The 24,845-nt window shown below is 41.9% G+C and carries 21 protein-coding genes; 6 read left to right on the top strand and 15 right to left on the bottom strand.

What is annotated here, in order from left to right; translation table 11 throughout:
- The first annotated feature begins 63 nt into the window (after nt 1-63).
- Both SJY28_RS12715 and SJY28_RS12710 read left to right on the top strand, forming a co-directional pair.
- Nucleotides 64-1,080, top strand: a complete 1,017-nt coding sequence (locus tag SJY28_RS12715) for a hypothetical protein (RefSeq protein WP_379544739.1) — start codon at nt 64-66, stop codon at nt 1,078-1,080.
- A 289-nt stretch (nt 1,081-1,369) separates the two neighbouring features.
- Nucleotides 1,370-1,813 (top strand): PACE efflux transporter, encoded by a 444-nt coding sequence (locus SJY28_RS12710; RefSeq protein WP_379544737.1) that lies wholly within the window; start codon nt 1,370-1,372, stop codon nt 1,811-1,813.
- 119 nt (nt 1,814-1,932) lie between these two features.
- On the opposite strand, the gene SJY28_RS12705 is transcribed toward SJY28_RS12710, so the two are convergent.
- The gene (locus SJY28_RS12705; protein WP_379544736.1) at nt 1,933-2,730 is read right to left on the bottom strand and encodes an enoyl-CoA hydratase/isomerase family protein; all 798 of its coding nucleotides are present in this window, start codon (nt 2,728-2,730) and stop codon (nt 1,933-1,935) included.
- Nucleotides 2,731-3,069: 339 nt separating this feature from the next.
- On the opposite strand from SJY28_RS12705, the gene SJY28_RS12700 reads away from it, so the two are divergent.
- On the top strand, nt 3,070-3,882 hold the full coding sequence (locus SJY28_RS12700; protein ID WP_379544735.1) for an alpha/beta fold hydrolase: 813 nt from the start codon (nt 3,070-3,072) through the stop codon (nt 3,880-3,882).
- A gap of 154 nt (nt 3,883-4,036) precedes the next feature.
- Here SJY28_RS12700 and SJY28_RS12695 read toward each other — a convergent pair whose 3' ends face one another.
- The 5 genes from SJY28_RS12695 to SJY28_RS12675 form a co-directional block, all read right to left on the bottom strand.
- Nucleotides 4,037-5,101, bottom strand: a complete 1,065-nt coding sequence (locus SJY28_RS12695) for an HpcH/HpaI aldolase/citrate lyase family protein (RefSeq protein WP_379544734.1) — start codon at nt 5,099-5,101, stop codon at nt 4,037-4,039.
- Between the two features lie 65 nt (nt 5,102-5,166).
- Entirely contained in the window at nt 5,167-6,348 is a 1,182-nt protein-coding gene (locus tag SJY28_RS12690; RefSeq protein WP_379544732.1) for a cysteine protease StiP domain-containing protein, read from the bottom strand.
- A gap of 65 nt (nt 6,349-6,413) precedes the next feature.
- A complete protein-coding gene (locus SJY28_RS12685; protein ID WP_379544730.1) occupies nt 6,414-7,244 on the bottom strand; it encodes an HAD hydrolase family protein in 831 nt (276 codons plus the stop codon).
- Between the two features lie 42 nt (nt 7,245-7,286).
- Nucleotides 7,287-8,588: a phosphoribosyltransferase domain-containing protein gene (locus tag SJY28_RS12680; RefSeq protein WP_379544729.1), complete on the bottom strand. Its 1,302-nt coding sequence runs from the start codon at nt 8,586-8,588 to the stop codon at nt 7,287-7,289.
- Between the two features lie 42 nt (nt 8,589-8,630).
- Complete coding sequence (locus tag SJY28_RS12675) at nt 8,631-9,857, bottom strand: serine protease (RefSeq protein WP_379544728.1); 1,227 nt, start codon at nt 9,855-9,857, stop codon at nt 8,631-8,633.
- A 724-nt stretch (nt 9,858-10,581) separates the two neighbouring features.
- On the opposite strand from SJY28_RS12675, the gene SJY28_RS12670 reads away from it, so the two are divergent.
- Both SJY28_RS12670 and SJY28_RS12665 read left to right on the top strand, forming a co-directional pair.
- Complete coding sequence (locus SJY28_RS12670) at nt 10,582-11,289, top strand: hypothetical protein (protein WP_296211579.1); 708 nt, start codon at nt 10,582-10,584, stop codon at nt 11,287-11,289.
- Between the two features lie 124 nt (nt 11,290-11,413).
- Nucleotides 11,414-12,154, top strand: a complete 741-nt coding sequence (locus tag SJY28_RS12665; protein ID WP_379544726.1) for an MHYT domain-containing protein — start codon at nt 11,414-11,416, stop codon at nt 12,152-12,154.
- A 130-nt stretch (nt 12,155-12,284) separates the two neighbouring features.
- Here SJY28_RS12665 and SJY28_RS12660 read toward each other — a convergent pair whose 3' ends face one another.
- Nucleotides 12,285-13,436 carry an ATP-grasp domain-containing protein gene (locus tag SJY28_RS12660; protein WP_379544724.1) on the bottom strand — a complete coding sequence of 384 codons (1,152 nt, stop codon included), beginning with the start codon at nt 13,434-13,436 and terminating at the stop codon, nt 12,285-12,287.
- 288 nt (nt 13,437-13,724) lie between these two features.
- On the opposite strand from SJY28_RS12660, the gene SJY28_RS12655 reads away from it, so the two are divergent.
- Nucleotides 13,725-14,999: a TerD family protein gene (locus SJY28_RS12655; RefSeq protein ID WP_379544722.1), complete on the top strand. Its 1,275-nt coding sequence runs from the start codon at nt 13,725-13,727 to the stop codon at nt 14,997-14,999.
- Nucleotides 15,000-15,120: 121 nt separating this feature from the next.
- Here SJY28_RS12655 and SJY28_RS12650 read toward each other — a convergent pair whose 3' ends face one another.
- The 8 genes from SJY28_RS12650 to SJY28_RS12615 form a co-directional block, all read right to left on the bottom strand.
- Nucleotides 15,121-15,729: a TerD family protein gene (locus tag SJY28_RS12650; RefSeq protein WP_057760836.1), complete on the bottom strand. Its 609-nt coding sequence runs from the start codon at nt 15,727-15,729 to the stop codon at nt 15,121-15,123.
- A gap of 76 nt (nt 15,730-15,805) precedes the next feature.
- Nucleotides 15,806-16,558 (bottom strand): TIGR00266 family protein, encoded by a 753-nt coding sequence (locus tag SJY28_RS12645; protein ID WP_379544720.1) that lies wholly within the window; start codon nt 16,556-16,558, stop codon nt 15,806-15,808.
- A gap of 206 nt (nt 16,559-16,764) precedes the next feature.
- Entirely contained in the window at nt 16,765-17,340 is a 576-nt protein-coding gene (locus SJY28_RS12640; RefSeq protein ID WP_057760832.1) for a TerD family protein, read from the bottom strand.
- Nucleotides 17,341-17,794: 454 nt separating this feature from the next.
- The gene (locus SJY28_RS12635) at nt 17,795-18,715 is read right to left on the bottom strand and encodes a glutaminase (RefSeq protein ID WP_165596804.1); all 921 of its coding nucleotides are present in this window, start codon (nt 18,713-18,715) and stop codon (nt 17,795-17,797) included.
- A 296-nt stretch (nt 18,716-19,011) separates the two neighbouring features.
- Nucleotides 19,012-20,079: a DUF475 domain-containing protein gene (locus tag SJY28_RS12630; protein ID WP_379544718.1), complete on the bottom strand. Its 1,068-nt coding sequence runs from the start codon at nt 20,077-20,079 to the stop codon at nt 19,012-19,014.
- A 227-nt stretch (nt 20,080-20,306) separates the two neighbouring features.
- The gene (locus SJY28_RS12625; protein WP_057760825.1) at nt 20,307-20,882 is read right to left on the bottom strand and encodes a TerD family protein; all 576 of its coding nucleotides are present in this window, start codon (nt 20,880-20,882) and stop codon (nt 20,307-20,309) included.
- A 279-nt stretch (nt 20,883-21,161) separates the two neighbouring features.
- Nucleotides 21,162-23,468 (bottom strand): bifunctional 23S rRNA (guanine(2069)-N(7))-methyltransferase RlmK/23S rRNA (guanine(2445)-N(2))-methyltransferase RlmL, encoded by a 2,307-nt coding sequence (rlmKL, locus tag SJY28_RS12620; protein ID WP_379544717.1) that lies wholly within the window; start codon nt 23,466-23,468, stop codon nt 21,162-21,164.
- Between the two features lie 148 nt (nt 23,469-23,616).
- Nucleotides 23,617-24,801: a mechanosensitive ion channel family protein gene (locus SJY28_RS12615; protein ID WP_227673188.1), complete on the bottom strand. Its 1,185-nt coding sequence runs from the start codon at nt 24,799-24,801 to the stop codon at nt 23,617-23,619.
- Nucleotides 24,802-24,845 lie beyond the last annotated feature (44 nt).

Raw genomic sequence — 24,845 nt, 5'->3', positions numbered from 1 at the left:
GTTGGATTGTAACCCTTCTTATATTAATTGATAATTAACAAAATTAATTTTGGGGGAAGTGATATGGCGGATTCGAATGGTAGTGACAAAGAAAATGAAAAGTCAGAAATTAGTGACAAAAATATAAACGATAGTCTAGAAGATTATAAAGTCACCAATACTCATATTATTGGTATAGTGCATCATTATTTTTGCATATTTCATTCATGGTTGCCCGGTGATAAAGATATTAAAGGTAAATTCATATTTGAGCTAATAAAATTATTATTCTGTTCAACTTTAATGTATTTCTTGTTATTCATGCTCAATAACGCGACTAAAATTTTTATTGATTTTGATGTCACTCTATTTCTTCTAATATCAGCAGTAATTAGCTGGCTTTTTCAGATAGTTGCTCTATTTATCGGTTTCTTATTACTATCACCAAAAAAAATTGAAACTATACAAAATAGAATGAAGGCTGAGCTAAATATAGATACCAGTCACCTTGCTAACCTAAAAAGTAAAAATTTTTTCGTAGCTAGGTTTGAGCTTGAGAAAATTTGGCTTGAAATTGTTTTAACTGATAATGATATTGAAGGTCTAATTGAAAAAGTAGAGTCTAATATTAACAATAGAAAGCCTTCTACTAGAGATATAGATTCGATAATATTTTCGATCGTCAAAAATCCTATCCTCATAAGTTTTACAGCGGGGATTTTAGTTGCATTTGTGACTTTATTTTCTAAAGTTATTACGTCTTCTACAGAGAAATTAGTTACTAATGTAAATTCGGTTGGTGCAACACTATTTTTAATTTGGCTTACAGTTATACTGATAATTCTTGGCACAAAAACTTTGTTTATGACTTTTGTATGGTCTATTGAGAATAGCACTAAGAATAAAATGTTAGTTATATGGCGATATGAAATTTTTAGAGATATGCTAGCTAGACACCAAACAGTTATCATAAAAAAACCTAGAATACGTTATGTGCCAGTTCTAGAGAGCAAGAAGGAACAAGAAAAAATAGAGAATGAAAGTGAAGTTAAGGTTGTGATAGATATTGCAGAAAAAGTTGAATCCAGAAATAACAGATGAGCATTTTTCCTTTTATTAATTTCAAACTATTTTACGTTTATAAAAGTGAGTGGTGAAATAGCTATTTGAAAATAAAATAAACATAAATCTTATTAACTACTCCCTCTGAGAAACCAGTTTATGCTTCTCAATATAAGCACTAGCTGATTTTCTCAGTTATCTTCTGTATAATATAATTGCAGGCGGAAACCGTGGCTCTGCATTTCATCTCTCTTTTTTATCTCGGGACGGACCGATACTTTGATATGCACTTTGCTGTTTAAATACAGGTGCTTTGGAGTCTTGGTTGATGATTACATTATCACCGTTTAAACGTCGTATTGTCTACGTAATTGTTTTTGAGATTGTTGCAATTATTTCCTCTACCTTTGTATTGATGAAGCTCAGCAATAGCGATGCGTCAGAATCATTGCCCGTTGCGATGATGGTATCGCTGGCTGCCATCATTTGGAACTTTGTATATAACACCGCTTTTGAGACGTGGGAGGAGCGCAGGCAAATAGCAGAGCGTACGCTGCTTATTCGTAGTGTCCATGCGTTGATATTTGAAGTTGGTTTGGTTTTGATTTGCTTACCGTTATACATGGTCTGGTATCACGTTGGCTTGCTGCAAGCGTTTATGATGGAAGCCGCCTTACTGGTGTTTTTCTTAATTTATAATTTCGTATTTACCTTTATTTTTGACAAGATATTTACCTTACCGTATCACTATAAGTCAGCGTCTGCTTCTTAACCGTAGACATAAACGAAAAGAGGGCTACCTCATTGGCAGCCCTTTTTTTGATACTATAAATAGCGAATTATCTGGTTAGGAATACATTTAGCCGTCAAATCAACCAGCCTACTACCCAATTATTTACCTTGATATACAGGCTTACGCTTTGCTATAAAGGCGCTAACCCCTTCGATAAAGTCATCGGTTTTTGCCATTACGGTCTGCTGTTCTACTTCCGTATCTAACGCCGCGCTCAAACCAGCGAAGGCGTGTACGTTGAAGCTCTCTTTCATAGCGGCCAATGCTTTGCCTGGCAGTTGGCTCAATCGTAGCGCCAATGCTTGGACGGTGGCGTCTAGTTCTTCAGCACTAACCACGTTGTTCACTAGATTTAAGCGCGCCATATCTTCGGCTTTTAGTTTATCTCCTAGCATCACAAGCTCAGTGGCTTTTGCTGCACCAACCAATTGGTTTAATAAGTAAATACCACCTGCATCTGGAACTAGGCCGATATTAACGAACGCTTGTACAAACTTCGCATTGTCTGCGGCAATTCGGAAGTCACAAGTAAGCGCCAAGTTCATGCCAGCACCTGCCACAGCACCTTCTAATTTGGCAATAATCGGCTTATGGATATGACGTAATTTTAAGCTGACTTCGCCTGCACCTTCTACCATGCCTCTTAATTTGTTTGAAACAATATCCTTGTCTAATCCTTCAGACAACATCTCTTTTATATCGCCGCCGCTTGAGAAGTTACCACCAGCCCCTTGTAAAATAATCACCCGTACTTGATCATCTGCGGCCGCTTTATCTAGCGCTATCAAGACTTGGTTTTTTAAGGGTGTGCCAAAGGCATTTAAGCTTTTTGGATCGTTAAAGGTAATAGTAGCAATGTGCTCTTCAACTTGATAATCGACGAGAGACTGTGACATTTGAGATTTCCTTATATTAAATGACTGTTTTAATATTCTGTATCAATGACAATACTTTGAGATAAAGGTAAAAATGGTTCAATACTGATTACTATAGCAGCTTGCTATGATTATAAAAGCGTGTTTTTTGGGCGCTTAAGACACATCTATATACTGGTAAACTTTACTATTCTATCGTAAAAGCTGATGCTAGCTAATGGGACAAAACGACTGGCTCGTAAAAAGGCTATGACCTAAGGGGCTAATGGATTATGCTAATATGCCAGGTTGAGCGTAAAAGAGTCGTAAAAGACACAAGGGTACGCTCGAACTTTTCATTGATCAAACAAGGACGTGGTTATGCCAACTATCACTGTAAATAACGCTGATATTTATTACGAAGACAGCGCACCGAATGACACACAAAAGCCTGTTATCGTATTTGCTCATGGTCTACTGTGGAGCTCACAGATGTATGATAAGCAAGTAGAGCACTTTCAAACAGACTACCGTTGTATTGCTTTTGATTTTCGCGGGCAAGGTCAGTCGCAGGTTACTAAGTCTGGCTATGATATGGAGACGTTGACAGAAGATACGCTGAGCTTACTTGCAGCGCTTGGTATTGATAAATGTCATTTTGTTGGGCTATCTATGGGCGGGTTCGTGGCTCAACGTATCGCGCTCAAACGTCCTGAGTTATTGTTGTCATTAACGCTGTTAGAAACCTCTGCTGACCCTGAAGATCCAAAAAACATACCTCAGTATCGCAAGCTGGTCAAAGCGATTCGCTGGCTAGGTATGAAGCGTGTGAGTAATAAGGTGATGCCGATTATGTTTGGCAGTACGTTTTTGGCAGACAAACTGCGCAAATCTGACCGTAAGCAGTGGCTAACGATGCTACAAAGCAATCGCAAAGGCGGCGTGGTCAAAGCAACAATGGGCGTGATTGAGCGTACCGGTACTTATGAGCAGTTGGGTGAGATTACAACGCCGACACTTATTATGGTTGGTGATGAAGATGCCGCCACGCCTTATGCCAAATCTGAACGCATGCATTTTGCTATCGCTGGGTCCAAGCTTGCTATTATTAAAGGTGCGGGTCATACATCGACAGTAGAAGAGCCAGATCAGGTGAACCAAGTACTTCGTCAGTTTTTGGAAAGTTGTGCTTAATATATGTACTGTTCGAAAGCTTTGAAGCCTCATATCTATACAGAACCCTAAGCAAATATCTATATAAAAAAGCCGCTACCTATTATTTGATAGCGGCTTTTTGTATGGTGCAAGTTGTTAAACGGCAGATAGCTAGCTATGTCAGCGATAACAGTTACATTCGTGAGCTATACTGGCTATGTCCGTCATCAATGGTTCCAAAGGCTTCTGCACGATTGACAATTTCAGTCGCCCAAGCACGGTGCGTCGCAGGCTCTAGCATCGTATTATTGTACTTAAATACTGCTTTGGCCTCAGTGTGAAGGATCGCTTGTGCTTCATCCAGTGTACTCAGTGGCACACAGTAAGCTTGCTGTACTAGGGCGATTTGGCTTGGATGAATGACAGTTTTGCCCACCATCCCTAAGCTGACATCTCGGTTCAGCTCTTGCATAAACAGCGTCGGCTGATCTAAATACTCAAATACTGGCGCGGTAAGATAAAAACCATGCGGCACAAAACAGCCCAGCATTTGATAAGCCAACGTACCGATAGGTGAATCGTAAACAATACTGTTTTTTGGGCGACGTAAGCGCAATGCTGCGAATAAGTCATTGCCACCGATACGCAATGCAAAAACTGGCTGGCTAAACGCTTCTTTAAAAGCGATGGCAAGCTCCTGATTGTGATGCGGATTAAACAGCGCGGCGGTTTCGAGCGTCGGCATAAGTAGTTGATCTACTTTTAGGTTCTGACAAGCCATGCGCCAGTTAGATAAGCTATACATATCAACTTTCGGCATAACAAAACCATCGATGAGGTCAATATGGGTATAGTCAGCCAGTTGCTGTAGCATCATCGGGCTACGTGGACGTATAAAGACTAGTGGACGTGTCGGATGCTGAGCATGAATCTTTGCCGATTTAGATGGCGCATTGATGCTATTCACATGCTCAGCCCAAGTATCCAGTAGAGTGTGCAAACGCTCAAGCGCCAACTCTACATCCTGCTGACTGACCGCATCCTCTAGACAGATAATAATACTATTGATCGTCGGTAGTTTATCTCGCTTGATAACTTGCCAAATATCTTGGCGAGTCGCAGGCATGTACAAGCTAGCACCGAGCTGATATGGATGGTGCGTGTGCGGTTTGACCATCGCATGACGCTCAGTGATCAGATGCGCATAAGATTGGGTATCATTGTAAAGGTCTGACTCGGTTTTTAGCATATCTGACATAATTGGCATCATAAGTAGAGAGTATAAGAGAACGAAAAAGAAAGTACTTAATACCGTTAAATGTATTAAGTGTCTTGGGAGCGCTGCTTGATAAGCGTGATGGCTTGATAAGGCAGTATTTTATCACCTAATACACTGATAGTGATGTTTCGTTGCGCACATAAATGGCGTAGCAGTATGGTATCAGGGTGCTCAGCAGTGGCGAGCAATATACGCTCGGGATCACGGCGTAATATGGCACGTGTTGCCTCGGCAATAGTCGGCTTAATACGGTTGCGATTGACGATATGATAATCTGCTGCCAGCGTCTCTATCAGCGCCGCAGTCTGGTAGCGTGGCTGCTGGTAAGTCGGTAAACGGGCTGGAGTAGTAGCCAATGATCGTCTCACGGCATCGATATGATCGATAAATGCCAAGCTGTGATCTACCTCAATTAAATCATCATAAAAGACACTGCGATGCAGGCCTGATGACGGCTCTGTATATAAGCTACGTGAAATTAATCCCGATACGGTGCTATTCAACAAACCAGATGGTATTAACCAGTCTTCTTCACTTGCCGCGAGCCAAGCAACGCCAGCCGGATCAGCAAGGGTCAGTAACGGAATGACGTCAGCTCCTTGATGAAAAATGTTGGCAAAATTAACATGAGTAGAATCACTAAACGTCTCTAGACTGCGAGCCAACTCTTGATAAATAGCGCCTTTACCTGTCCAACCATCGACGAATACAATCGGACTATTTGGATAAGCCTCCAGTAGCATTTGCAGAACCACTGGATCAAGACCACGATCGCGAATGATACTGATGCCATAATGTACACTTGGCAGGTGATAGCTACTGTCTGTATCCGATAGCGCACGCTGCAATAACACCCCAATTGGCAGACCAGCTCGCACCAAGCTGACCAAAATCAGTGGATGTTCATCACTCACATTTTGCTGAAAAACATGATATAGCGTATGAGATAAATGAGCGATATCGGTCGCGGTTCTTGTTGACCCTTGCTCTAATGCCTGCTTGTATAGCTGCTCATGCATTGCAGTAGGTGCTTGCTCTAAAGTCAGCATGTCAGAGTAATGGCGTTGGCCGCTTTGGATAAGGGCTTCTTTTTGACTGACGGGCACATCGGCAACCGCGTCCTTATCCACCATATCGAGTAGGACAGTGACATCGCTTGCAAGATAGCTGCCTGAGCCATAGTTTTGCAGAGCAGCTCTTTTTGTCTGTATATTAGGTAAAGTCATAGTATGAATAATAGCACTCTTAATGATAACAGTGGATTTGCGTGGCTGCAGTTTAAACTGATGGTTTAGCCTGACAATTTAGACTGGTATTGCTCATGCAGTTGGCCATGATTGGGCATACCGTACCAGTCCAATAACTGCAAGAAAGGCAGGTCAGCTAAGCTATCACCAAAGCCAAAACTGGGACGCTGATGGTCTAAATGATGCTCTAATAAAAACTGTACCGCATGACGCTTGTGAACCGCATGGGGCAATATCGCTAGGTTATTAGCATTCACATGTACATAGAAATCTTGATCAAAATCACGTATCAGAGTGGGTAGTTTCTCAGCTAAATCTACGAGCGCTTGATGGTCTTTCTGCGCATGTTTGATAGCCAGATAAATGGTTAGCTCTTCATCATCAGAACCATTATTAAAGCTATCGATATGCGGTGTAAATAATAAATGACTTTGCTCGCTTTGACTATGACTGGTAAACAATTGACTTAACTGGTTAAGCTTATCTTGCAATGGCGCAAGCTTACTATACATATGCTGCTGCCAACTGTTCAGCAGTGCTCCGTCAGACGTTAAAATAATCGCTCCATGGGTTAATACTTGCCAACTGTCAAATGGCAGCTTAACGCGTTTGATTTCACTACGATCCCGCGCCGTTACTACGATTAATTCGGTGCTAGCTAACAACCAATTAAAAAAGTTTGCTTGGCGCTGGCTCATAAAACTCAAAGGCTCGTCTTGTTTATTGACCGTCGCACATACCAAAGATTCAGGTTCAGTAGTGGGTAAGTCCCATGCGTCAATTTTACGCTGGGTTTGGAATAACGTGTCATCCAAATCCATCAAGGCATAAGGCTGAATGATGTCTGGGCTAGCTTTAAAGAATGAGGTAGTCATGGCGTCGTCCGTAAATAATAGGTTTGAAAATTAGAGAGCAGTTTAATGACTAGGGCTCACCACCAGCACATTATCCAAACCTCGCCACATAGCATCCACACTATCAGCTGATGTTTCTATACACAACACAATCAAATCCCAATCACTAGGCTCAACGTTATAAGCAAAATTGGTCATACCAAGCCCGTAATTATCGCTAAAGCTCAGCATCGTGTTAATCGCTCCACCAAGCGCAATTGGTGAACGTGTTAATGCGCTAAAATTAACCATGGTAGCTGTATTTCCGCTCAGTTTTTTAGACTCTACTTCAAGCCATTCAGCCAATAGAAATGGTAACCACACAAACTCATTGCTACCCAAGACTAAGATTCTTTTTGGTAGCTGAGCAACATCAAAGTTTTCTTGATCATTGAAGCATGTGAATGTAGCCTGAAACCTCGAAAGATAGTTAGCAAACCCTTCTGTGCTGTCTAGTGTTGGAAACCTACCCCAATTACCCGTATCATCGAGCGCTTGACTACCAGCAGCAGTAGTATCAACTGATGGCATTATAATGGGTTCAGGATTAGGAGCATCTGTCCATTGCCATGCACCAGACAGTAAATGATGGCGATGAAACTCAATACCAGCGAGACGATCCGCCATACGTGCAGGCTTAGCATCTGACTGTGGATTAGGTTTTTCTTGATCTAATGACCAGTCGACCAATGTTGTTAGATGCACTTGCTCTAACTGGTTCAACCCTGATTCACGCAGCGCAGTGACGACATTAACGCAGGTATTACCCGTTGAGGCTTCATCATCGACCATAATCAGTGTTTTACTAACCAGTAGCTGCGCTTGAGTAACGCTATCTTTGCTCTGATAAATCAAATGCTGGCTAGCATGACTGTGGTCTTCACAAAATGTCGTCAGCAAGGAGTCAGTACCATTTGCATCACTACTTTCATCGTGCTGTGCATGACGCGTAGAGTTTAATAGCAGAGCTTGAGGATAGCGCGTTTGTAGTGCCTGATGGACGCCAGCAGATAGACCAACAGCGGTCTCTGCCATACCGATGACTAGTACTGGCTCAGGCAAGTCATTAGGCACTAAGTCAGCCAAATCAGTAAATGCGTTTCGCATAGTGCTTGGCGCAACGGGAATATGACGACCTAGCACTTTTGAGACAAACAAAAACGCCCGTTTTGGATTAATACGCTGTGCAAATCCTAGCAAATCTTCTAATTGATAACGGTCGCGTTGTTCTACGCCATTTTTATTGGTGGCTGAGTTGGTTTGATAAGTTAGATCTAGCGTACCACGGGGTAGGGTGATGGTCGTACTGTGTTGCTCATTTAACATTCATATTCCTTGGCGCTTTTAATTATATGTCGTCGTAGATTTTTAACCCTGACAGCCAACCAGCCATAAGGCACTGCGACTTTGCTTGCTTAGCTGAGGTGTTGTAAGAGGCGTAGTACTGGTCAAATCAGTCGTGTGCTCCAAACTGATGCCAGCGCTCGCCAGTAGGGCAGATAATAACTGAAATTTCACTGCATAGTTCATATTTTGTGCATGTTCATGAACCAGACTTGATGTGACCATACCGACTACCTCTCCAGTCGGCAATAATAAAGGACTACCACTAGATCCAGGCTGAATGGGTGCGGTGAATTGCATATGACGGATATCGTTATTTAAACCTGTCAATCCTGATATACAGCCTTGAGTGACTTGCAGTTGGCTACTCAGTCCTGACAACGGAAACCCCAGTGTGGTAATGGTCTCACCCAATATATCAACACACTGCTGCGCCAATGGAAGGTAGCTAGGCAAAGGATCACTAACTCTAATAATAGCTGAGTCGCTTCCGATATCGCTGAGTACGACTTGTGCCTCGCGATCAGGCTGACCTTGCTGACGTACGCCAACCATCGCTGCTGACTCAATCACATGATAGCAGGTGAGCAAATGATAGGGATCAATAGCAAACGCTGTTCCTGTCCAAGTTTCGCCTGCTCGTACATGACGAGGAGGGCGAGCTTCGTTGTTTGGTTGAGTACGCTGCTGCTGTTGCGCTTCTTGAATAAGCGTATGTGTGCTAGGTGGACGAACATCCAGACTAACCTGTACATGATGTTCAAGGCTCGCCAAGCCTTGCGTTGATGCCTCACCAAGCGCTCGACATTTAAACTGTCCATTACGCTGATATATTTCTAATATAATCGCCGCTTTGACATGCCGCTCGTTTGTTGTGAAGTTATAGAGAATATCTCCATTATTGAGCGTGAGGCTTACGTCATTTAACTCTACCGCTGGCAAGTTTAGGCTTGGCTCATGATAAACATAAGCAATCAGTTGTAAGAAACTAACATTATTTTTATCAAATAACTGGGGTAAATCTAACTGCCATGTGCTTGGATTGTCTTTGGTCTTGAGCTGAGCCCAGTCTTTAGACTCATGTAAATAAGCAGGACTACAAACTGCTTTACGATTGGCATCTAATGGCAACCACAATAGCCCAAGCTGCTGTCCGAACTCTAATGGTTTAGTAGTAGAAAATGCGATCGAACATTTGGTGTTTTCGATAACCGTATTGGCTCCTAGCACTAATTCGACTTGCTTCGACATCACATTTCCTTAGTTTATTTGCGCGATTATGTTTATTGTTATTATTTAATGATTCTATCCTTGAGACTAAAGTCTGACTACACAGAGGATTTTTATTTTGGACCTATTATTCTACAAAGAGAAAACAGTAATAGGTGTTTTAATAAATAGTTAAGGTTAATTGCATAATAGAAATATTAAGATAGATAGATATAAATAGGTGTCAAGATTTTTTAAATAATACATTATTTTTATAGAACAACGATGTGGCACTATATTCTAGCCATTTGTCGGCTAATGTAGCCATTTATCGGACAATACCTTATAGTGTATTGCTACAAAACAAAATTCCAGTAATAATACAATCAAAATCTATTGCTATTTAGTAACTTCACTGTGGGTAAGTGTTATCATAAGAATTTAAGAATAGTAGTTTATTTAAACATATTTATCTCAATCTTGTTTTCAAGCTCATTACTGCTTTAAGATTAATGAATTTCTAGTTGTTAAATCGTTTATATGCTTAATAACTATAAAATTGAAGTTTCATCTACTGAATATATTTCATTTCTTATAATATAAAAGATATACAAAAACTATTGTGTGGTTGATGTCTGAATATTTTTTATATTGTGAGAAAGTCAGTTGGCCGGATCTTTAAAACGTTATTCATATTTGTTAATTACTTTATGTAGAGAGCTTGATAGAAGAAAGCGTAGCAGTATTTTAAGAAAAGGAGTGCTCTATGAAATTCTCTTGTGCATTAGAAACGTCTTCTGAACGTATTCGTTTGGTCAATGTTATTTCGCCGCTTATCAAAGCAGGTTATCAGCTAGTCTCCCAAAGACAGGAGGCTTCAGAGAATGGTGGTAACATCATTCACGTGATCGCAAGAAGTCTGGGGTCTAAAACGCAGGAAGATTTAATCGATGACTTATCTTCGATCGAAGGATGTACGCTTTTTAATCTAGAAATAGATGATGAGGGTGGCTCGTCAGCTGCCCCCGCAAAAAAGACATTGGATGAGAAGAGCGTTCTATCAGCCATCGGCGCGTACTACCCTAAAATAGCAGATATTGTCGGTCAGTATGAAGATAGTTTGCCTAGTGATCAACGCATGACTGCATTGCACGAGTTGGGCCGTAAGGTTGGTGGCGGAATTTACCAACGTGATTATTCACTTGGTAGTCCGTTAAAGATGCCTACTACGATTACTCGCGAACTTGTGCCAGCACTAAAGGGACTTTCTAAAGTTAAAGCAAAGAACAATGTAATTTATTTAATCAAATGTCCATTTTGTAAATCGTCAGACCATAATCACTCAGGATGCCATTTTATTGTAGGTTATATAGAAGGCTTTTTAGCAAGCAATCCTGCTGTCGATATGGTTCAGGTTAAAGAAACTAATTGTGGTGCGGGCAGTACCAACATTTGCGAATTTACCATTGGGTAAAAATATTATGCATAGATAATCTAATGTCTGTGTAAAACAAATACTAATGAGCGAATGACGCACTGTGTTGTGATTGAAGTAACGTTATTTGGCTCAGTTTTTATGATAGATAAAAGGCAAAAAAATGATTGAAGTTGAATATAACTTACTTTTGGTGTTGGTCTCATACGCCATTGCAGTGTTTGGTTCTTATGTCGGCCTAAACCTAGCCATTCGAGTTCCTTCTGCCAAGCCAGGAACAGATTTATATTTTTGGGTTGCGCTATCTTCGATTGCAATCGGGGGTGCGATTTGGTCTATGCACTATATCGGTATGATGGCAGTTGATATGAAAATGCCTGTTACCTATGATCTAGGGTTAACGATTGTCTCAATGCTACTTGCAATTTGTTTCGTTGCTGTCGGTGTCCTTATCGTAGGTCGCGGTGATTCAAGCATTGGTAAACTGATCGGCGGTGGCGTGCTTACTGGACTTGGTGTCGCAGCTATGCATTATACGGGTATGGCCTCTATGCAAATGGACGCTACCATGTCATACAATATACCGTTATTAATGGTATCAATTGTGATTGCTATTGCAGCCGCTATCGCTGCACTATGGTTGGCATTTAATTTGCGTGGTTCATTACAGCGTTTTGGTAGTGCGTTTATCATGGGTCTTGCCGTTTGTGGTATGCATTACACTGGTATAGCCGCGATGGAAATGACAATGACTGATCATGTGATGCCGATGGACTATACACATGCAGGTGCCATTTCTTCATCTATTATGATTTTCATCGGTTCAGCCGTTGTATTGAGCTTGTTATGGTTCATTGCTTCTAAAAATGCACCTAAGCAAACAACACTAGCGTTTGGTGAATAATTCAAAGCGTTCGTTTTTAATACTTTTCAAGAATGAAGATAATAAAAAAGGTTTTTAGATATTAATCTAAAAACCTTTTTTTGTGCCTATTCAAATCATTTGCTAACCACGTGCATGCTTAGCGGACTATTTATTCATTATCCTTTTCAATTTTGACACTCATCATAATAGAGCGTACTTGGCATGGTTCAATATGCTGAATATTGGTCTCTAAGTTAGGTCTCTCTGATAATCCCAGCCAATAAGAAAATCCAACTTGCGTCAAATCAATTCCACTATGAGAAGTATAACCAATACCACCTGATGGGCGGCTATTAATCTCAAGAACTCGGTGCTGACCACTATCGTCAGCTTTGGTCTGTACACTGACGATACCATCACAGCCAAAAGCCCTAATCAATGGGATTACGACATCCATGACAGACTGCTCATAACCAACGTGTTGTATCTTCCCTGTTTTATGACGAGTGACAGCAGCTAGAACTTCGCCATATTCACAGACTACATCGATAGAGTACTCTTGCCCTGATAGATAAGGCATAAGCAACATTGGAATAGGGCGCTCGTGTACCATTTGACTGTTAGTATAGGCATTCACAAACTGAGCTGTATTTATCTTTTTCTCTTCAGTGAAGTATAAGTGCTCAAAGCTATCGTACGCAGTACTATCTGCTTTACCCGTGTCTAGTCGCCAAAACCCTTGGGCAAAAATACCGACAACAGGTTTGACGCATAGGGGTTGGTCACCATGCTCGGTGAGTAAAGCCTCAAGCTCCGCCGTATTGTCAAAACGCCATGCGTCTGCCACTGGGATATTATGAGTGTGACAATGCTGCATAAAAGCAAATTTATCATCGATTGATTCTAGTGCCGCTACGCTGGTTGCGCCCGTCAATAAGCGAATACCCGCAGCGTCAAATTTCTCACGATGCAATTCATAATCAATACCATTGCGTCCAGTCAGCAGTACTTTTACGTTATGCTTTTGAGCTTGTTCCAATACGAATTGCCAGCGTGGTATAGCAGTTTCATCAGTCATTTGGATATCAGTATCTACAATCGAGTCAGATGGCTCGCGATAAACCATATCGGCAAATTCGAAAATCTCAGGTCTATCATGACGGTGTGAGGCAATAACTTGAAAAGGGTTGTTTGAAGGAATGCTTGATTTGCTCTTTAGATTTTGTAAGCTCTCTAACATATCACGCTGGCTAGATTGGCCTTCAGCTAACCATGCCGCTACTGGTATTGAAGGGTTACTATTGTCAGCAAGATTATTCATAATTCTCTCAGCGTTATCGTTAGGTATCGGGGAATGGGCAAGTCAATATTGCTACTGTAAATCTAGTAGTAGTATTAGCAAAGGTATACGGTTCAATAGGACGTATTATATACAAATGATATGCGTTATAAACGCCTCTGATAAAATAGTCATAGGGATTTGTAAGGATGACTTTATCGCTTATATCTCGATTGTCTGGTTCAAAACTTCCATAATATCCATGCTACTATATGATGATAGTCGGCATGACAATGACAACAGCATAATAAATAATCTAAAGGACGTATGATGAGTCAAAACCAACCTCAAAAACTAATTGCAGGTGCCAATGCGCCACTACCAACTGACAATATTAGCATTCGTATTTTAAGCCAAAACGCCATTGATTGTGCCGCTTATCGCCTGACTACTGACGGCAAAGTACGCGGTGATGGAGACATGATATTTTATGGTCAAACACGTAGCGATGATGGTAGCGTTAGCTTTCGCGGTCATGACAGTGATGGGTTTTTTGATGTCAATTTGTCTGCACAGCCTGCAAGTATTGAGAAAATTGCCCTAGCGTTCTCTAGTGCGCAAACATTGTCACAAGTTGGCGATGTGGACATTCAAGTCTTACAGGGTAGCCAGGTGCTGATGACCTGTCAGCTGAGTAGCGCAGGTCGTAATGAAAAAGCCATTATATTGGCTGAATGCTATCGCAGACAAGGAAACTGGAAATTTCGTTTTATCGCCCAAGGATTTGAGGGAGGGTTAAAACCTTTATCTGAGCATTTTGGTGTGGAAATCGCTGATGACACACCTGCCCAAAATCATAACCCTGCACAAAGCCAGTCTCAACCTATCAACACTCAGCGACCAATCAATACGCAAAAAGTAGGCAGCAACTCTCAAACTAATAATCCGCCACCAATTCCTGCCAATCCTTCGATTAACTTAAGTAAAATAACCTTAACTAAAAACCAATCTAGCATTAATCTTAAAAAACGTGATGACTTTGGCAAAATTTCGGTCAATTTAGATTGGAACCAACGCCCGCAAAGTGATAAAGCAGCGCCCAAGAAAGGCATACTGGGAGATCTGTTTAAGCAGCATCAATCAAGTGGCATCGATCTAGATGTCGGCGCTATGATTCATCTAAAAAATGGTGAAAAAACCCTTATTCAAGCGCTAGGTAATCGCTTTGGTAGCTTGCAATCAGCGCCTTATGTTTGCCTACGTGCGGATGATAGAACGGGGCAAGTAAGTGGCGGTGAATGGCTGGATATTAATGGTCAACAATGGTCACAGATTGAAGAAGTATTTATCTTTGCGTTTATTTACGAAGGCGCACCTAACTGGGAAAAAACCGATGGGGTTGTGACTATCCATGTGCCAGAGCAATCACCGATTGAGACACGTTTGACCGAAGGGGCAGGTAATCTACCAATGTGTGCCATTGCGCGTTTGGTCAATCAGCAAGGCAGTATCAATGTTGAGCGTATCAACCAATACTTCAAAGGTCATCAAGAGATGGACAAAGCGTTTAATTGGGGCTTTAGCTGGAAACGTGGACGTAAATAGTATTCTTAAGTATAGATAATAAGCATAAAAGAGCAGCCCAGCTATTGATAGATGGGCTGCTCTTTTTTTAAATAAACTATTTAACTAGATTGGTAATAATCCAGTTAAAGTCTCAAGTCCATTATGCATGCGGTGTGATGGCAGGCATTAAATCGTGGAAGGTGCGGCCAGAAGCTGTCTCGCCAATCGCATGCATTTTCCACTCATTATTATGACGATAGACCTTTGCCATTACCATCGCTGTGTGTCCACCTTGCGCAGACAAGTTATAACGTGCTACTTCGCTATTATTATTGGCATTAACGATACGGCAAAACGCATTTTCTACGGTTTCAAACGTTTGACCAGTAAAGCTATTGACCGTAAATACCAATGAAACCACATTAGCAGGTACTCTTGAGAGATCGACGTTGATGACTTCATCATCACCATCACCGTCGCCAGTACGGTTATCGCCAGTATGCACGATACTGCCATCTTTCGATTTTAGCTGACTGAACCAAATGGCATCGACCGCTTGCTTATTGGCATCAAACATAATGCATGAAGCATCTAAATCGATAGAGTCGCCGCCAGAACCGCCGCCGAATAATTTTCCTAAGAAACCACCTTTTTTATCCTGTGGCCCTTGAGCGACATCCCAACCTAGACCCAATTTAACTTGTGTCAGCTCGCCACCCGCTTCTTTGCTTAGGGAGATTTTTTGACCTTTTTGAAGACTAACTGCCATGTGAGTATCCTTATAATAATTGTGAGTAAAACCGTTGAAAAATAACGCTAAAGAGTGTTATAAATTGCGAAAGGTGCTATAAGATATTGTCTAAAAAGCCGCCACTGCCGCCACGTCCGCCTGAGCTACTACCTAGGACGCTTTGTATCCAACCTTGATAACTGTCACGATTGCGCGAGCAAATAATGACTTTGCCACTTCCTGAGAAATTTAGGACCATCCCTTCGCCACTAGTGACAGAGTTGATAATATTGCTCATGATGCCTTTTTTCTTGCTGGTCGAAACGGACAGTTTGTATTCAAGATTTGAGTCCCAGCAGACCACATGACCGTTATCAATAATGACGTCTTTATCTGGTGTGACATCAATCTCAAACAACGAGCCAAAACCAGATACCACGACTTGGCCTTGGCCTTGAGTCTGCATCACCATAAAGCCGCCTGTATCACCAAACACTGCACCGCCTAAATTGCGCTGAATATTGGCTCTGATATCGACGCCAGTTTGGGCCGCGACAAACGCACCATCACTCAATGTATACTGCTGCTTGCCAACTTCTATGATTTGCATATCACCATCGAGCGTGGGCGCAAGCAGACAGTCGCCTTCACCATTAACCGCCTCAATCTGCTGTTGAAACAACGATTCATCGTTTGCAAAGCGGCGCATCAGTGACTGCATTAGGCCACCTTGTAGCTTACCTTTTAGCTCAAGATTGGACTCCATCATCACCATTGCATTGGCTTCACAATAAATTGAATCGCCTTTTTTAAGATTACAATGCAAAAAAGGTTCAATAGTACCGATTAAACTGAATGTTGCGGCCATGGCTTGCAAATCCTTATTCTAATATCTTTGTTAAATGCTCTTAATGTATGCGTGTGCTTTTAGATGCTTTATAGCTTTTAATGATAAGCCAATTAAATTTAAAGCCATCAAATGCGTTAAAGGGGCACACTTGATGGCTCATTGGATCATAACCAGACGTCTGATTATGATAATTGGCTTGCTAAAGGTTTACGTTGGTTTTAACGTTAAACATTTACGCCATAAGAGGCTGCTAATGGTCCAAGACCACCGCTGAAGCCTTGACCGACCGCACGGAATTTCCAATCACCGCTGTGACGATACAATTCACCGAAAATCATCGCTGTTTCAGTGCTACCATCTTCTGATAAGTCGTAACGAGCGATTTCAGATTCGCCATTGTCGTTTACAACGCGGATATAAGCATCACCAACTTGACCGAAGTTTTGGTTACGTGCTTGGCCTTCATAGATGATAGCGCAGATAGCTACTTTGTTGACATCAGCTGGAATGCTCGCAAGATTGATTTTGATTTTCTCATCATCGCCATCGCCTTCGCCAGTACGGTTATCACCAGTATGCTCAACAGCGCCGTTGTCTGATTTTAGGTTATTGAAAAAGATAAAATCTTGGTCGTTACGGACTTTGCCTGCTTCGTTAATCAAGAAGCCGATTGCATCTAAATCAAACTCTTGGCCGTCAGTGGCACGTGGATCCCAGCCTAGACCGACTGTAATGTTAGTTAAACCTGGCGCTTCTTTTGATAAGTTTACGTTGCCGCCTTTTGTTAAGCTAATAGCCATACAAATATCCTTTGGATTAATAGTTAAGTGGATTGAGTGATAAAAAATAAACTAAAAGTTGTGCAGTGACTGATATCTCAGAGCAAATAATAAAAACTTACCTGTACGCTATGCCCTGCATATCATTAGGTTTTACTATACTAAGCGTTTGCTCACTAAGCAAGGCGTATTTTGTGCGCTTACTATATGCTTACTAAGGGACATAATACTTCTGTATCTTTGATAATTTCTAATCAACTTAGCAATAGTCGTTAAGATATTGTTATGAAAAGTAATGTTTCATACAAAAGGGATTTAGCACAAAGGTAGCTTAGATAAAACAATCGCTTTAAAAAGCACCGACTGACTATATGGGCTTAGAATAAACCAACTCATGGCTTAGGTATGCTTCGCAACTAGTATGAGAGCATGGCATTATATAAAAAACCTATTTAGATAAATATACATGTATCTCTTATTCTGCAAAAACCGACCAGCCAGTTTTTTGTACGAAGCGCTCTAGTGCTTTTAGTCCAAGCTTAGAGTTACCTACATGGTCAAGCCCTGGTGACCAGACCGCGATAGAACCTTTACCGGGTGCTATCGTCAAAATACCGCCACCAACACCACTTTTGCCTGGTAAGCCCACACGGTAAGCAAATTCGCCAGAACCATCATAATGACCACACATCATCATCAATGAGTTAATACGGCGTGCTCTTTTTTCATTGATTACACGTACTCCTGAGTGCTTATCAACTCCGTTAGACACTAAATAAAGACCGGCACTGGCCAGCTGTTGGCAGTTCATTGCAATTGAGCACTGATGAAAATACGTACCTAATACATTATCCACATCGTGTCGTAAACGACCAAAGGATTTCATAAAGTGCGCCAGAGAGGCATTTCGGTCCTTGTGCGCCATCTCAGAAGCCGCTACTTTATGATCAAAGCGAATTGACTCATCATCTGCAATGAGGTGAACAAACTGTAGGATTTCACCCAGTGTTTCTTTGGGTTTATGTCCCATCATAATAGCATCCACCACGGCAATGGCACCAGCATTGATAAATGGGTTGCGCGGTCGGCCAGATTCATGCTCGAGCATCACAATTGAATTAAAAGGATCGCCAGATGGTTCGCGTCCGACGTGTGTCCAAAGTGTATCGCCTAGTTTGCCAAGACCAATGGTTAAGGTAAATACCTTGGAGATACTTTGGATGGAAAACAGAGTGCTTGCATCACCTGCTGCATACATATGCCCATCAGGAGTCGCTACGGCTATACCGAACTGATTAGGATCAATATGAGCCAATTGAGGGATATAATCTGCGACTTTACCGCGGTCAGTTTCTCTTGCCATCTCTGCGGCAATATCATCAAGAATTTTTTGCATATCGTTTATAGGGTCTTATTTCGACAAGTTATTTAAGGATGAAGATTTTAACTGAAGATAGGGTAATAGTAACAGGGCAAACGTAATTTTAACCATTGATTGTCTCAATTATTGGTTATTTCGATATTTTTGGGACTTCGATATTTTTGGGACTTCGATATGACCTGATAGGGTGGCAAAAATAGTATGACAAAAACAGTATGACAAAAAAACAGGCCATACCTGATGATATGACCTGCTTAGATGTATAACTAGATACAGACTACACTGAATACAGACTACATTGAGAACATGGCTTAGTTTAAGCTGGCTTTCTCAGCTTTACGATGCTGAAGTGACGCTAGCAGCGCCCAACCAATAAAGGCAATACCAATCAGACCAGTGATAATCTCTGGCACATGGAATTTTACTGACAATAGCATAATCAGTGCCAATGCACCGATGGCATAATGTGCACCATGCTCAAGATAGATGAACTCGTCAAGCGTGCCTTTGTCTACCAAGAAGATAGTCATAGAACGTACGAACATCGCACCAATTGCAAGACCTAACATGATAACAATCACGTCATTGGTAATTGCAAATGCGCCAATCACACCATCGAAACTGAATGAAGCATCTAGGACTTCTAAGTATAAGAAACCAATGATACCGCCCTTCATAATGGCACTGGTCGCCGCAGCGCCCGAACCATTTTCTTCGTTTTCTAGGTCTTCTTCCAGATCGCCCTCGAGCATACCTGATACAACCTGTACGCCAAGATAAACCAAGATACCCCAAACACCTGCGATTAGGACAGCGCTTGACTGCTCTGCATTGGCCCACGATACCGCAATCATCAAGACGATAAGCGCTACAAATACGCTCATGGCATCGACTTTGCCTAGCTTGGCTAAACGGCTCTCAAGCCAGTCAAACCAATGTACTTCTTTGTCATCAAAAATAAAGTTCAAGAATACCAATAGTAAGAAAATACCACCAAATGCTGAGATTTCTGCATGGTGTGCCATCAGTCTTGCTGAGTACTCTTCAGGGCTATATAAAGCCAAGTTGATAACTTCCATCATACCAAGGTCGGCAGTAACCGCGACGATGACAATAGGGAAGACCAATCGCATACCGAATACAGCGATTAGGATACCAACGGTTAAAAATATCTTTTTCCAAAATTCGTCCCAGCCCTTAAGGACTGAAGCATTGACCACCGCATTATCAAAAGATAATGAAATCTCCATGACGGCCAAAATAGCGGTAATAGAAAGAGTGGTTATCATGCCACCCATACCGCCATGTGAATATCCCCACCATGCTGCTATTGCCAAAGCAATTGCGGTAAAGATAAAGTCTAAATAAAAATGTCTCATGACACATCCTGTATGGTTGCGTAAAGCTAAGGTCTACCTAGTATAGGCATGAACCGCAAAAAAGCGGTTATTACTAACCACTTTTTATGCATAATTTTAAACGAAACGTAAAGCATTACTAGTCATTTGGCCATTAAAAATTGTGACTATTTGCAACGATGGCGGTTTGCTATTTTGGACGTGATGACAGTGACTAATAACTGACTAAATACCAGTAAATAATGGTTTTAGATATCGACACCGTATTGCTGACACATCGCTTGCAAGCCGCCTGAATAGCCTTGACCAACAGCACGGAATTTCCATTCGCCGTTGTGACGATATACTTCGCCAAACACCATTGCTGTCTCAACAGAATAGTCTTCTGCTAAATCAAAACGTACCACTTCAGTACCTGTTTCTTCATTAACGACACGGATAAAGGCATTGGCGACCTGACCAAAGTTCTGGCTGCGAGCAGCAGCGTCATGGATAGTCACTGTCACGACTACTTTATCTACATCAGCAGGTACTTGAGTGAGATTTACTTTAATAACCTCATCATCACCGTCGCCTTCGCCAGTACGGTTGTCGCCAGTATGCTCGACAGCACCATTGTCAGACTTCAGCTGATTATAAAAGATAAAGTCGTGATCGCCGCGCACTTTACCTGCGCCATTTAGCAAAAACACGCTAGCATCAAGGTCGAACTCAGCACCAGAAGTGGCACGCTCATCCCAGCCAAGACCGATAAGTAGCTTGGTTAAATTTGGGTCGGTTTTCGTTAGCGATAAATTACCGCCTTTATTAAGTGATAAAGCCATGGTGTTATCCTTTTTATTAGACGTTAGTGGTTTTATAAGGTCATCGAAAAAAGGCGATGCTTACGCAATAACTGCGCAAATCCATCGCCTAGTAACGCTCTATCATAGCAACAAAAAATGGCCCAATCAAAGCTGATTGGGCCATTGTTATATTTCATATACATTCGGCAAAAAACAGGAGTTTCAGGTACTTATATTGCCCTTATAAATCTACAACTTTATTTATCAAAATCCTGTTTACGGACTTTAGATTCTAAGCTTCAAATTTAAAACTTCGAATTATAGACTTTGACGATGACGAATCTCAAAGCTTTGATGAATCGGCTTTTTGATATTGAAATCAAAGCCAATGGTTTTTTGCGTGATATCAATGATGTCATAACGCTGAGTCAACTGCTCATCTAACTCAAAACGCGTAAAGTTGTTAGAGAAGTATAAGACGCCATCAGAGGTGAGGCGGTTCATGGCACGATTAATCAGTGCAGTATGGTCACGTTGTACATCAAAAGTACCTTGAAACTTCTTAGAGTTTGAGAAGGTCGGTGGATCAATAAAGATAACATCGAACTGTTCGGTATTGTCTTTAATCCACTCAAAGATATCGGCAGCAACGAATTGGTATTTATTGCGGCTAACGTCCAAACCGTTCAAGACAAAGTTTTGTTTGCCCCAATCTAGATAGTTCTGTGACAAATCGACGCTAGTGACTTTTTTCGCACCAGCAAGCGCTGCATGCACACTTGCAGTACAAGTATAAGCAAACAGGTTAAGTACTGCTTTACCGCGGCTGTTGTCCTTGATACGAGCACGCATATTACGGTGATCGATAAACAGACCAGTATCTAAATAATCTGTAAAGTTGACATACAGATAGGCACCATCTTCGCGCGCAACATGAAACTTACCACGTTTTTCTGTGGTGTTCTGCTTGCTGTACTGATCGTTGCCAGACTGACGGGCACGCGTTTTGATAAAGATCTGTTCACGGTTAATATCAAAGACTTCACGGATACCCATCAATGCCAAATTAAAACGTTTCTTCGCAGTTTCAGGTGGGATGGTCTTTGGTGGTGCATATTCTTGCACATGCGCATAATCACCATATAAATCAATCGCGACTTTAAAATCAGGTAAATCAGCATCGTATACACGAATATTGCTTACATTGTCTTTTTTGGCCAGTTTCTTAAGCTTAGCAAGGTTTTTTTGCAGACGATTAATAAAGTCTTGACCATCTTCTACTTCAATCTCGCGTTTCTCAAAACGACTAACAAGATTACCCGTTTGTCCAGCGATAAGCGTTCCGTAGCGGAAATAGACGGTAATAGCACCATTATGACAGCGTAAGGTTTTTGGTTCTTTAATCGGTAGAATATCTACTTGTTCGACATGAGAGGCCAATATGCCAAGCATCGGGTCAATGCCACTACCGGCAAAGCTGTCTTGCAATATCAGCCCAATCGCTTGATACAACGGCTTAATCATTTCTTCATCACCCAAACGCTCACCATATGGTGGGTTGGTAATGACCAAAGGATTGCTCAATTGACCATCATTGACTAATGGCTTGAGCACGTTACTAAGTTGGTCAAGCGCACGATGCTCGATATCGAGTAACGGTAAAAGGTCTTGTAAACCTGCGGCAATTAAGTTCTTTTCTGTGGCAAGAATCGCACCACTATCAGCATCAAAGCCCAGCATAAGCGGCAATGTATCAGGCTGCTCATTGGCAATCTCTAATGCTTCGCGGAAACGCGTTTGAGCATCATCGATCATCTCTTGCCATAGCGTCTCATCATGATGCTGCCACTGATAAAAGCCAAATTGATTGGCAGCTTTGTCGATACCCACGGCATAGTCGCAATGCATCAATAGCGCTTCAATAAGGAACGTTCCAGAGCCACACATTGGATCGATTAACGCATTATAGAAAGGTGCGTCGCCAGCTTCGTTTTTCTTGTGCCAACCAGCGCTATAGAGCAGGGCGGCTGCCAAGTTTTCTTTTAGTGGTGCTTCTGTCATGGCCACACGGTAACCGCGGCGATGCAAACTGGTACCAGATAAATCTAGATATAGCTCGGCTTGCTTATCATTGATAGTGGCAAAAACCGAGAAGTCTGGATTTTTGCTATCGACGTTAGGACGGCTGTCGTAAACTTCGTTAAACGTATCGGCAATAGCATCTTTGATACGTAGCATGGCAAACTGCTGACTGACGGCGACACGCTTATCGACAGACAGACGAATAGCAAAGGTTTGCTCTAGGCTAAACTGCTCAGTCCAATTGACCGATTTTGCCAAGCCGTATAGCTGCTCTGCAACGTCGTATTCTGCATTGATGTTTTTACGTTTAATCAGCATCAATACCCGCGAGGCCACGCGTGACCATAGGCAGATAGTATATAGCTCACGTAAGCCACCAGTTACGGCTAGACGGCCGGTACTTTTGATTTCGCTGTCAATGCCAAAACTGGTTAGCTCAGTCTGCAGTGGTGCCTCAAGCCCATCGGCACAGGTAATAATAAGATCAAGCGACAACTCTGGTGAAGCTGCTGTTAGAGATGCGGGCGCGGTTTGTTCGGTCATACGGGTACCTGTGGGCTAAATTGACAAAAAAGCAAATTATAAGATAATCGGTGTAACCGGCAATTTTACCATAATTCACAGTAGGATGGTTCAAAGTAGCCGTGTTTAAGATTTTAAGATGTGATAGTTAAATACGGGAAAAAATTCTCTACTCACCCTTAGTCAGTGGTAATTCCTCTGGGACGATTTGAGTGGTGGTTGCAAAGGGTTTAGTCGCAATAGGGTAGTCAACATCCTTTGGCATTAGCAGTCGCATATGCGGATAGGGCGTAGAGATATTGGCCGCGTCAAACGCGATTTTAATCTCTTCTTGTAGCACTTCTTTGATTTTGGGTATGCGGGCAACGGCTGCTGGTTTGACCCAAAAGCGTACGATAAAGAACACCCCGTACTCTCCAATTTCTGCCACAGTCGCTGACGTCTCAGGACGATTAAGCACCGCATCGGTATCACTAAGTACTTGCAAAATTTCCTTACGAGCCGTTTCTATATCATCTTCAAACGCGATACGTACACGAATATCAAAACGGATAAAGTTCTTGGAAGTCAGGTTGATCACCTCAGACGAGGCAACATTAGAGTTTGGGATAATGACAGTGATGTTGTCTCGAGTGAGGATGTGAGTGGTGCGTAACGCGATAAGTACCACCCGCCCTTCATTATCATTGATATGAATCCAGTCACCGACTTGAAAAGACTGCTCAAGCAGAATGGTGATACCAGCGATAAAATTAGCAAGGGTAGACTGAGCGGCGAAACCAACCGCCAAACCAACAATACCTAAACCCGCCACTAACGATACGATGTCAAAGCCAAATTGCGCCATGACGCTGGCAAGCCCAAGTACCAATAGTAGTACAGATAAAATATTTTTGAGTAGCTGCTCTATGGAAGCATTGAGACCATAGTGCTGTAGGACTCTGTGAATGATTTGTCCTGATGATGCCCAAAGTACGTAATAGATGCCTGCCCAAGTACTTGCCTTCGCGGTGGCTTTGATGGTTTCTGGCTCAAAGTTTATCTGACTCATGATTGCTATCAGACTGGCTACAATCCAGACATAGCGCAAAACTGAACGGACAATCTTGGTGCGGCGCTCATTTAACCGAATTTTGGCTCGGCTTTGTCTAAGGATATAATTGGCCAACCAATAAAAAAATCCCAATACCGCAAGCAGTATTAGGATTTTGATGCCAGTGCTCGCCAATTCTACTGCTTGAGAGGACCAATTAAGTGACTCTTCATCTATAGAGCCGCCGAGAGCAAGATATAGGCTAGTATGTAAGTCGCGAATGATCTCTTCAAAAAAGTCAGTAACACTAGCGATTGGCATTTTTTCGTCCATGCAGGGTGTGTTTGTACAAAAAGTTATAAAAG

The sequence above is a fragment of the Psychrobacter sp. R86515 genome (assembly GCF_042466315.1).
In the GTDB taxonomy this organism is placed as follows: domain Bacteria; phylum Pseudomonadota; class Gammaproteobacteria; order Pseudomonadales; family Moraxellaceae; genus Psychrobacter.
This window is presented reverse-complemented; position numbering and strand designations above follow the sequence as displayed.

What these genes read in the sequence shown, in the direction of transcription:
- SJY28_RS12715 (WP_379544739.1), top strand. Translation starts at nt 64, where the DNA reads ATGGCGGATTCGAATGGTAGTGACAAAGAAAATGAAAAGTCAGAAATT.
- SJY28_RS12710 (WP_379544737.1), top strand. Translation starts at nt 1,370, where the DNA reads ATGATTACATTATCACCGTTTAAACGTCGTATTGTCTACGTAATTGTT.
- SJY28_RS12705 (WP_379544736.1), bottom strand. Translation starts at nt 2,730, where the DNA reads ATGTCACAGTCTCTCGTCGATTATCAAGTTGAAGAGCACATTGCTACT.
- SJY28_RS12700 (WP_379544735.1), top strand. Translation starts at nt 3,070, where the DNA reads ATGCCAACTATCACTGTAAATAACGCTGATATTTATTACGAAGACAGC.
- SJY28_RS12695 (WP_379544734.1), bottom strand. Translation starts at nt 5,101, where the DNA reads ATGTCAGATATGCTAAAAACCGAGTCAGACCTTTACAATGATACCCAA.
- SJY28_RS12690 (WP_379544732.1), bottom strand. Translation starts at nt 6,348, where the DNA reads ATGACTTTACCTAATATACAGACAAAAAGAGCTGCTCTGCAAAACTAT.
- SJY28_RS12685 (WP_379544730.1), bottom strand. Translation starts at nt 7,244, where the DNA reads ATGACTACCTCATTCTTTAAAGCTAGCCCAGACATCATTCAGCCTTAT.
- SJY28_RS12680 (WP_379544729.1), bottom strand. Translation starts at nt 8,588, where the DNA reads ATGTTAAATGAGCAACACAGTACGACCATCACCCTACCCCGTGGTACG.
- SJY28_RS12675 (WP_379544728.1), bottom strand. Translation starts at nt 9,857, where the DNA reads ATGTCGAAGCAAGTCGAATTAGTGCTAGGAGCCAATACGGTTATCGAA.
- SJY28_RS12670 (WP_296211579.1), top strand. Translation starts at nt 10,582, where the DNA reads ATGAAATTCTCTTGTGCATTAGAAACGTCTTCTGAACGTATTCGTTTG.
- SJY28_RS12665 (WP_379544726.1), top strand. Translation starts at nt 11,414, where the DNA reads ATGATTGAAGTTGAATATAACTTACTTTTGGTGTTGGTCTCATACGCC.
- SJY28_RS12660 (WP_379544724.1), bottom strand. Translation starts at nt 13,436, where the DNA reads ATGAATAATCTTGCTGACAATAGTAACCCTTCAATACCAGTAGCGGCA.
- SJY28_RS12655 (WP_379544722.1), top strand. Translation starts at nt 13,725, where the DNA reads ATGAGTCAAAACCAACCTCAAAAACTAATTGCAGGTGCCAATGCGCCA.
- SJY28_RS12650 (WP_057760836.1), bottom strand. Translation starts at nt 15,729, where the DNA reads ATGGCAGTTAGTCTTCAAAAAGGTCAAAAAATCTCCCTAAGCAAAGAA.
- SJY28_RS12645 (WP_379544720.1), bottom strand. Translation starts at nt 16,558, where the DNA reads ATGGCCGCAACATTCAGTTTAATCGGTACTATTGAACCTTTTTTGCAT.
- SJY28_RS12640 (WP_057760832.1), bottom strand. Translation starts at nt 17,340, where the DNA reads ATGGCTATTAGCTTAACAAAAGGCGGCAACGTAAACTTATCAAAAGAA.
- SJY28_RS12635 (WP_165596804.1), bottom strand. Translation starts at nt 18,715, where the DNA reads ATGCAAAAAATTCTTGATGATATTGCCGCAGAGATGGCAAGAGAAACT.
- SJY28_RS12630 (WP_379544718.1), bottom strand. Translation starts at nt 20,079, where the DNA reads ATGAGACATTTTTATTTAGACTTTATCTTTACCGCAATTGCTTTGGCA.
- SJY28_RS12625 (WP_057760825.1), bottom strand. Translation starts at nt 20,882, where the DNA reads ATGGCTTTATCACTTAATAAAGGCGGTAATTTATCGCTAACGAAAACC.
- rlmKL (WP_379544717.1), bottom strand. Translation starts at nt 23,468, where the DNA reads ATGACCGAACAAACCGCGCCCGCATCTCTAACAGCAGCTTCACCAGAG.
- SJY28_RS12615 (WP_227673188.1), bottom strand. Translation starts at nt 24,801, where the DNA reads ATGCCAATCGCTAGTGTTACTGACTTTTTTGAAGAGATCATTCGCGAC.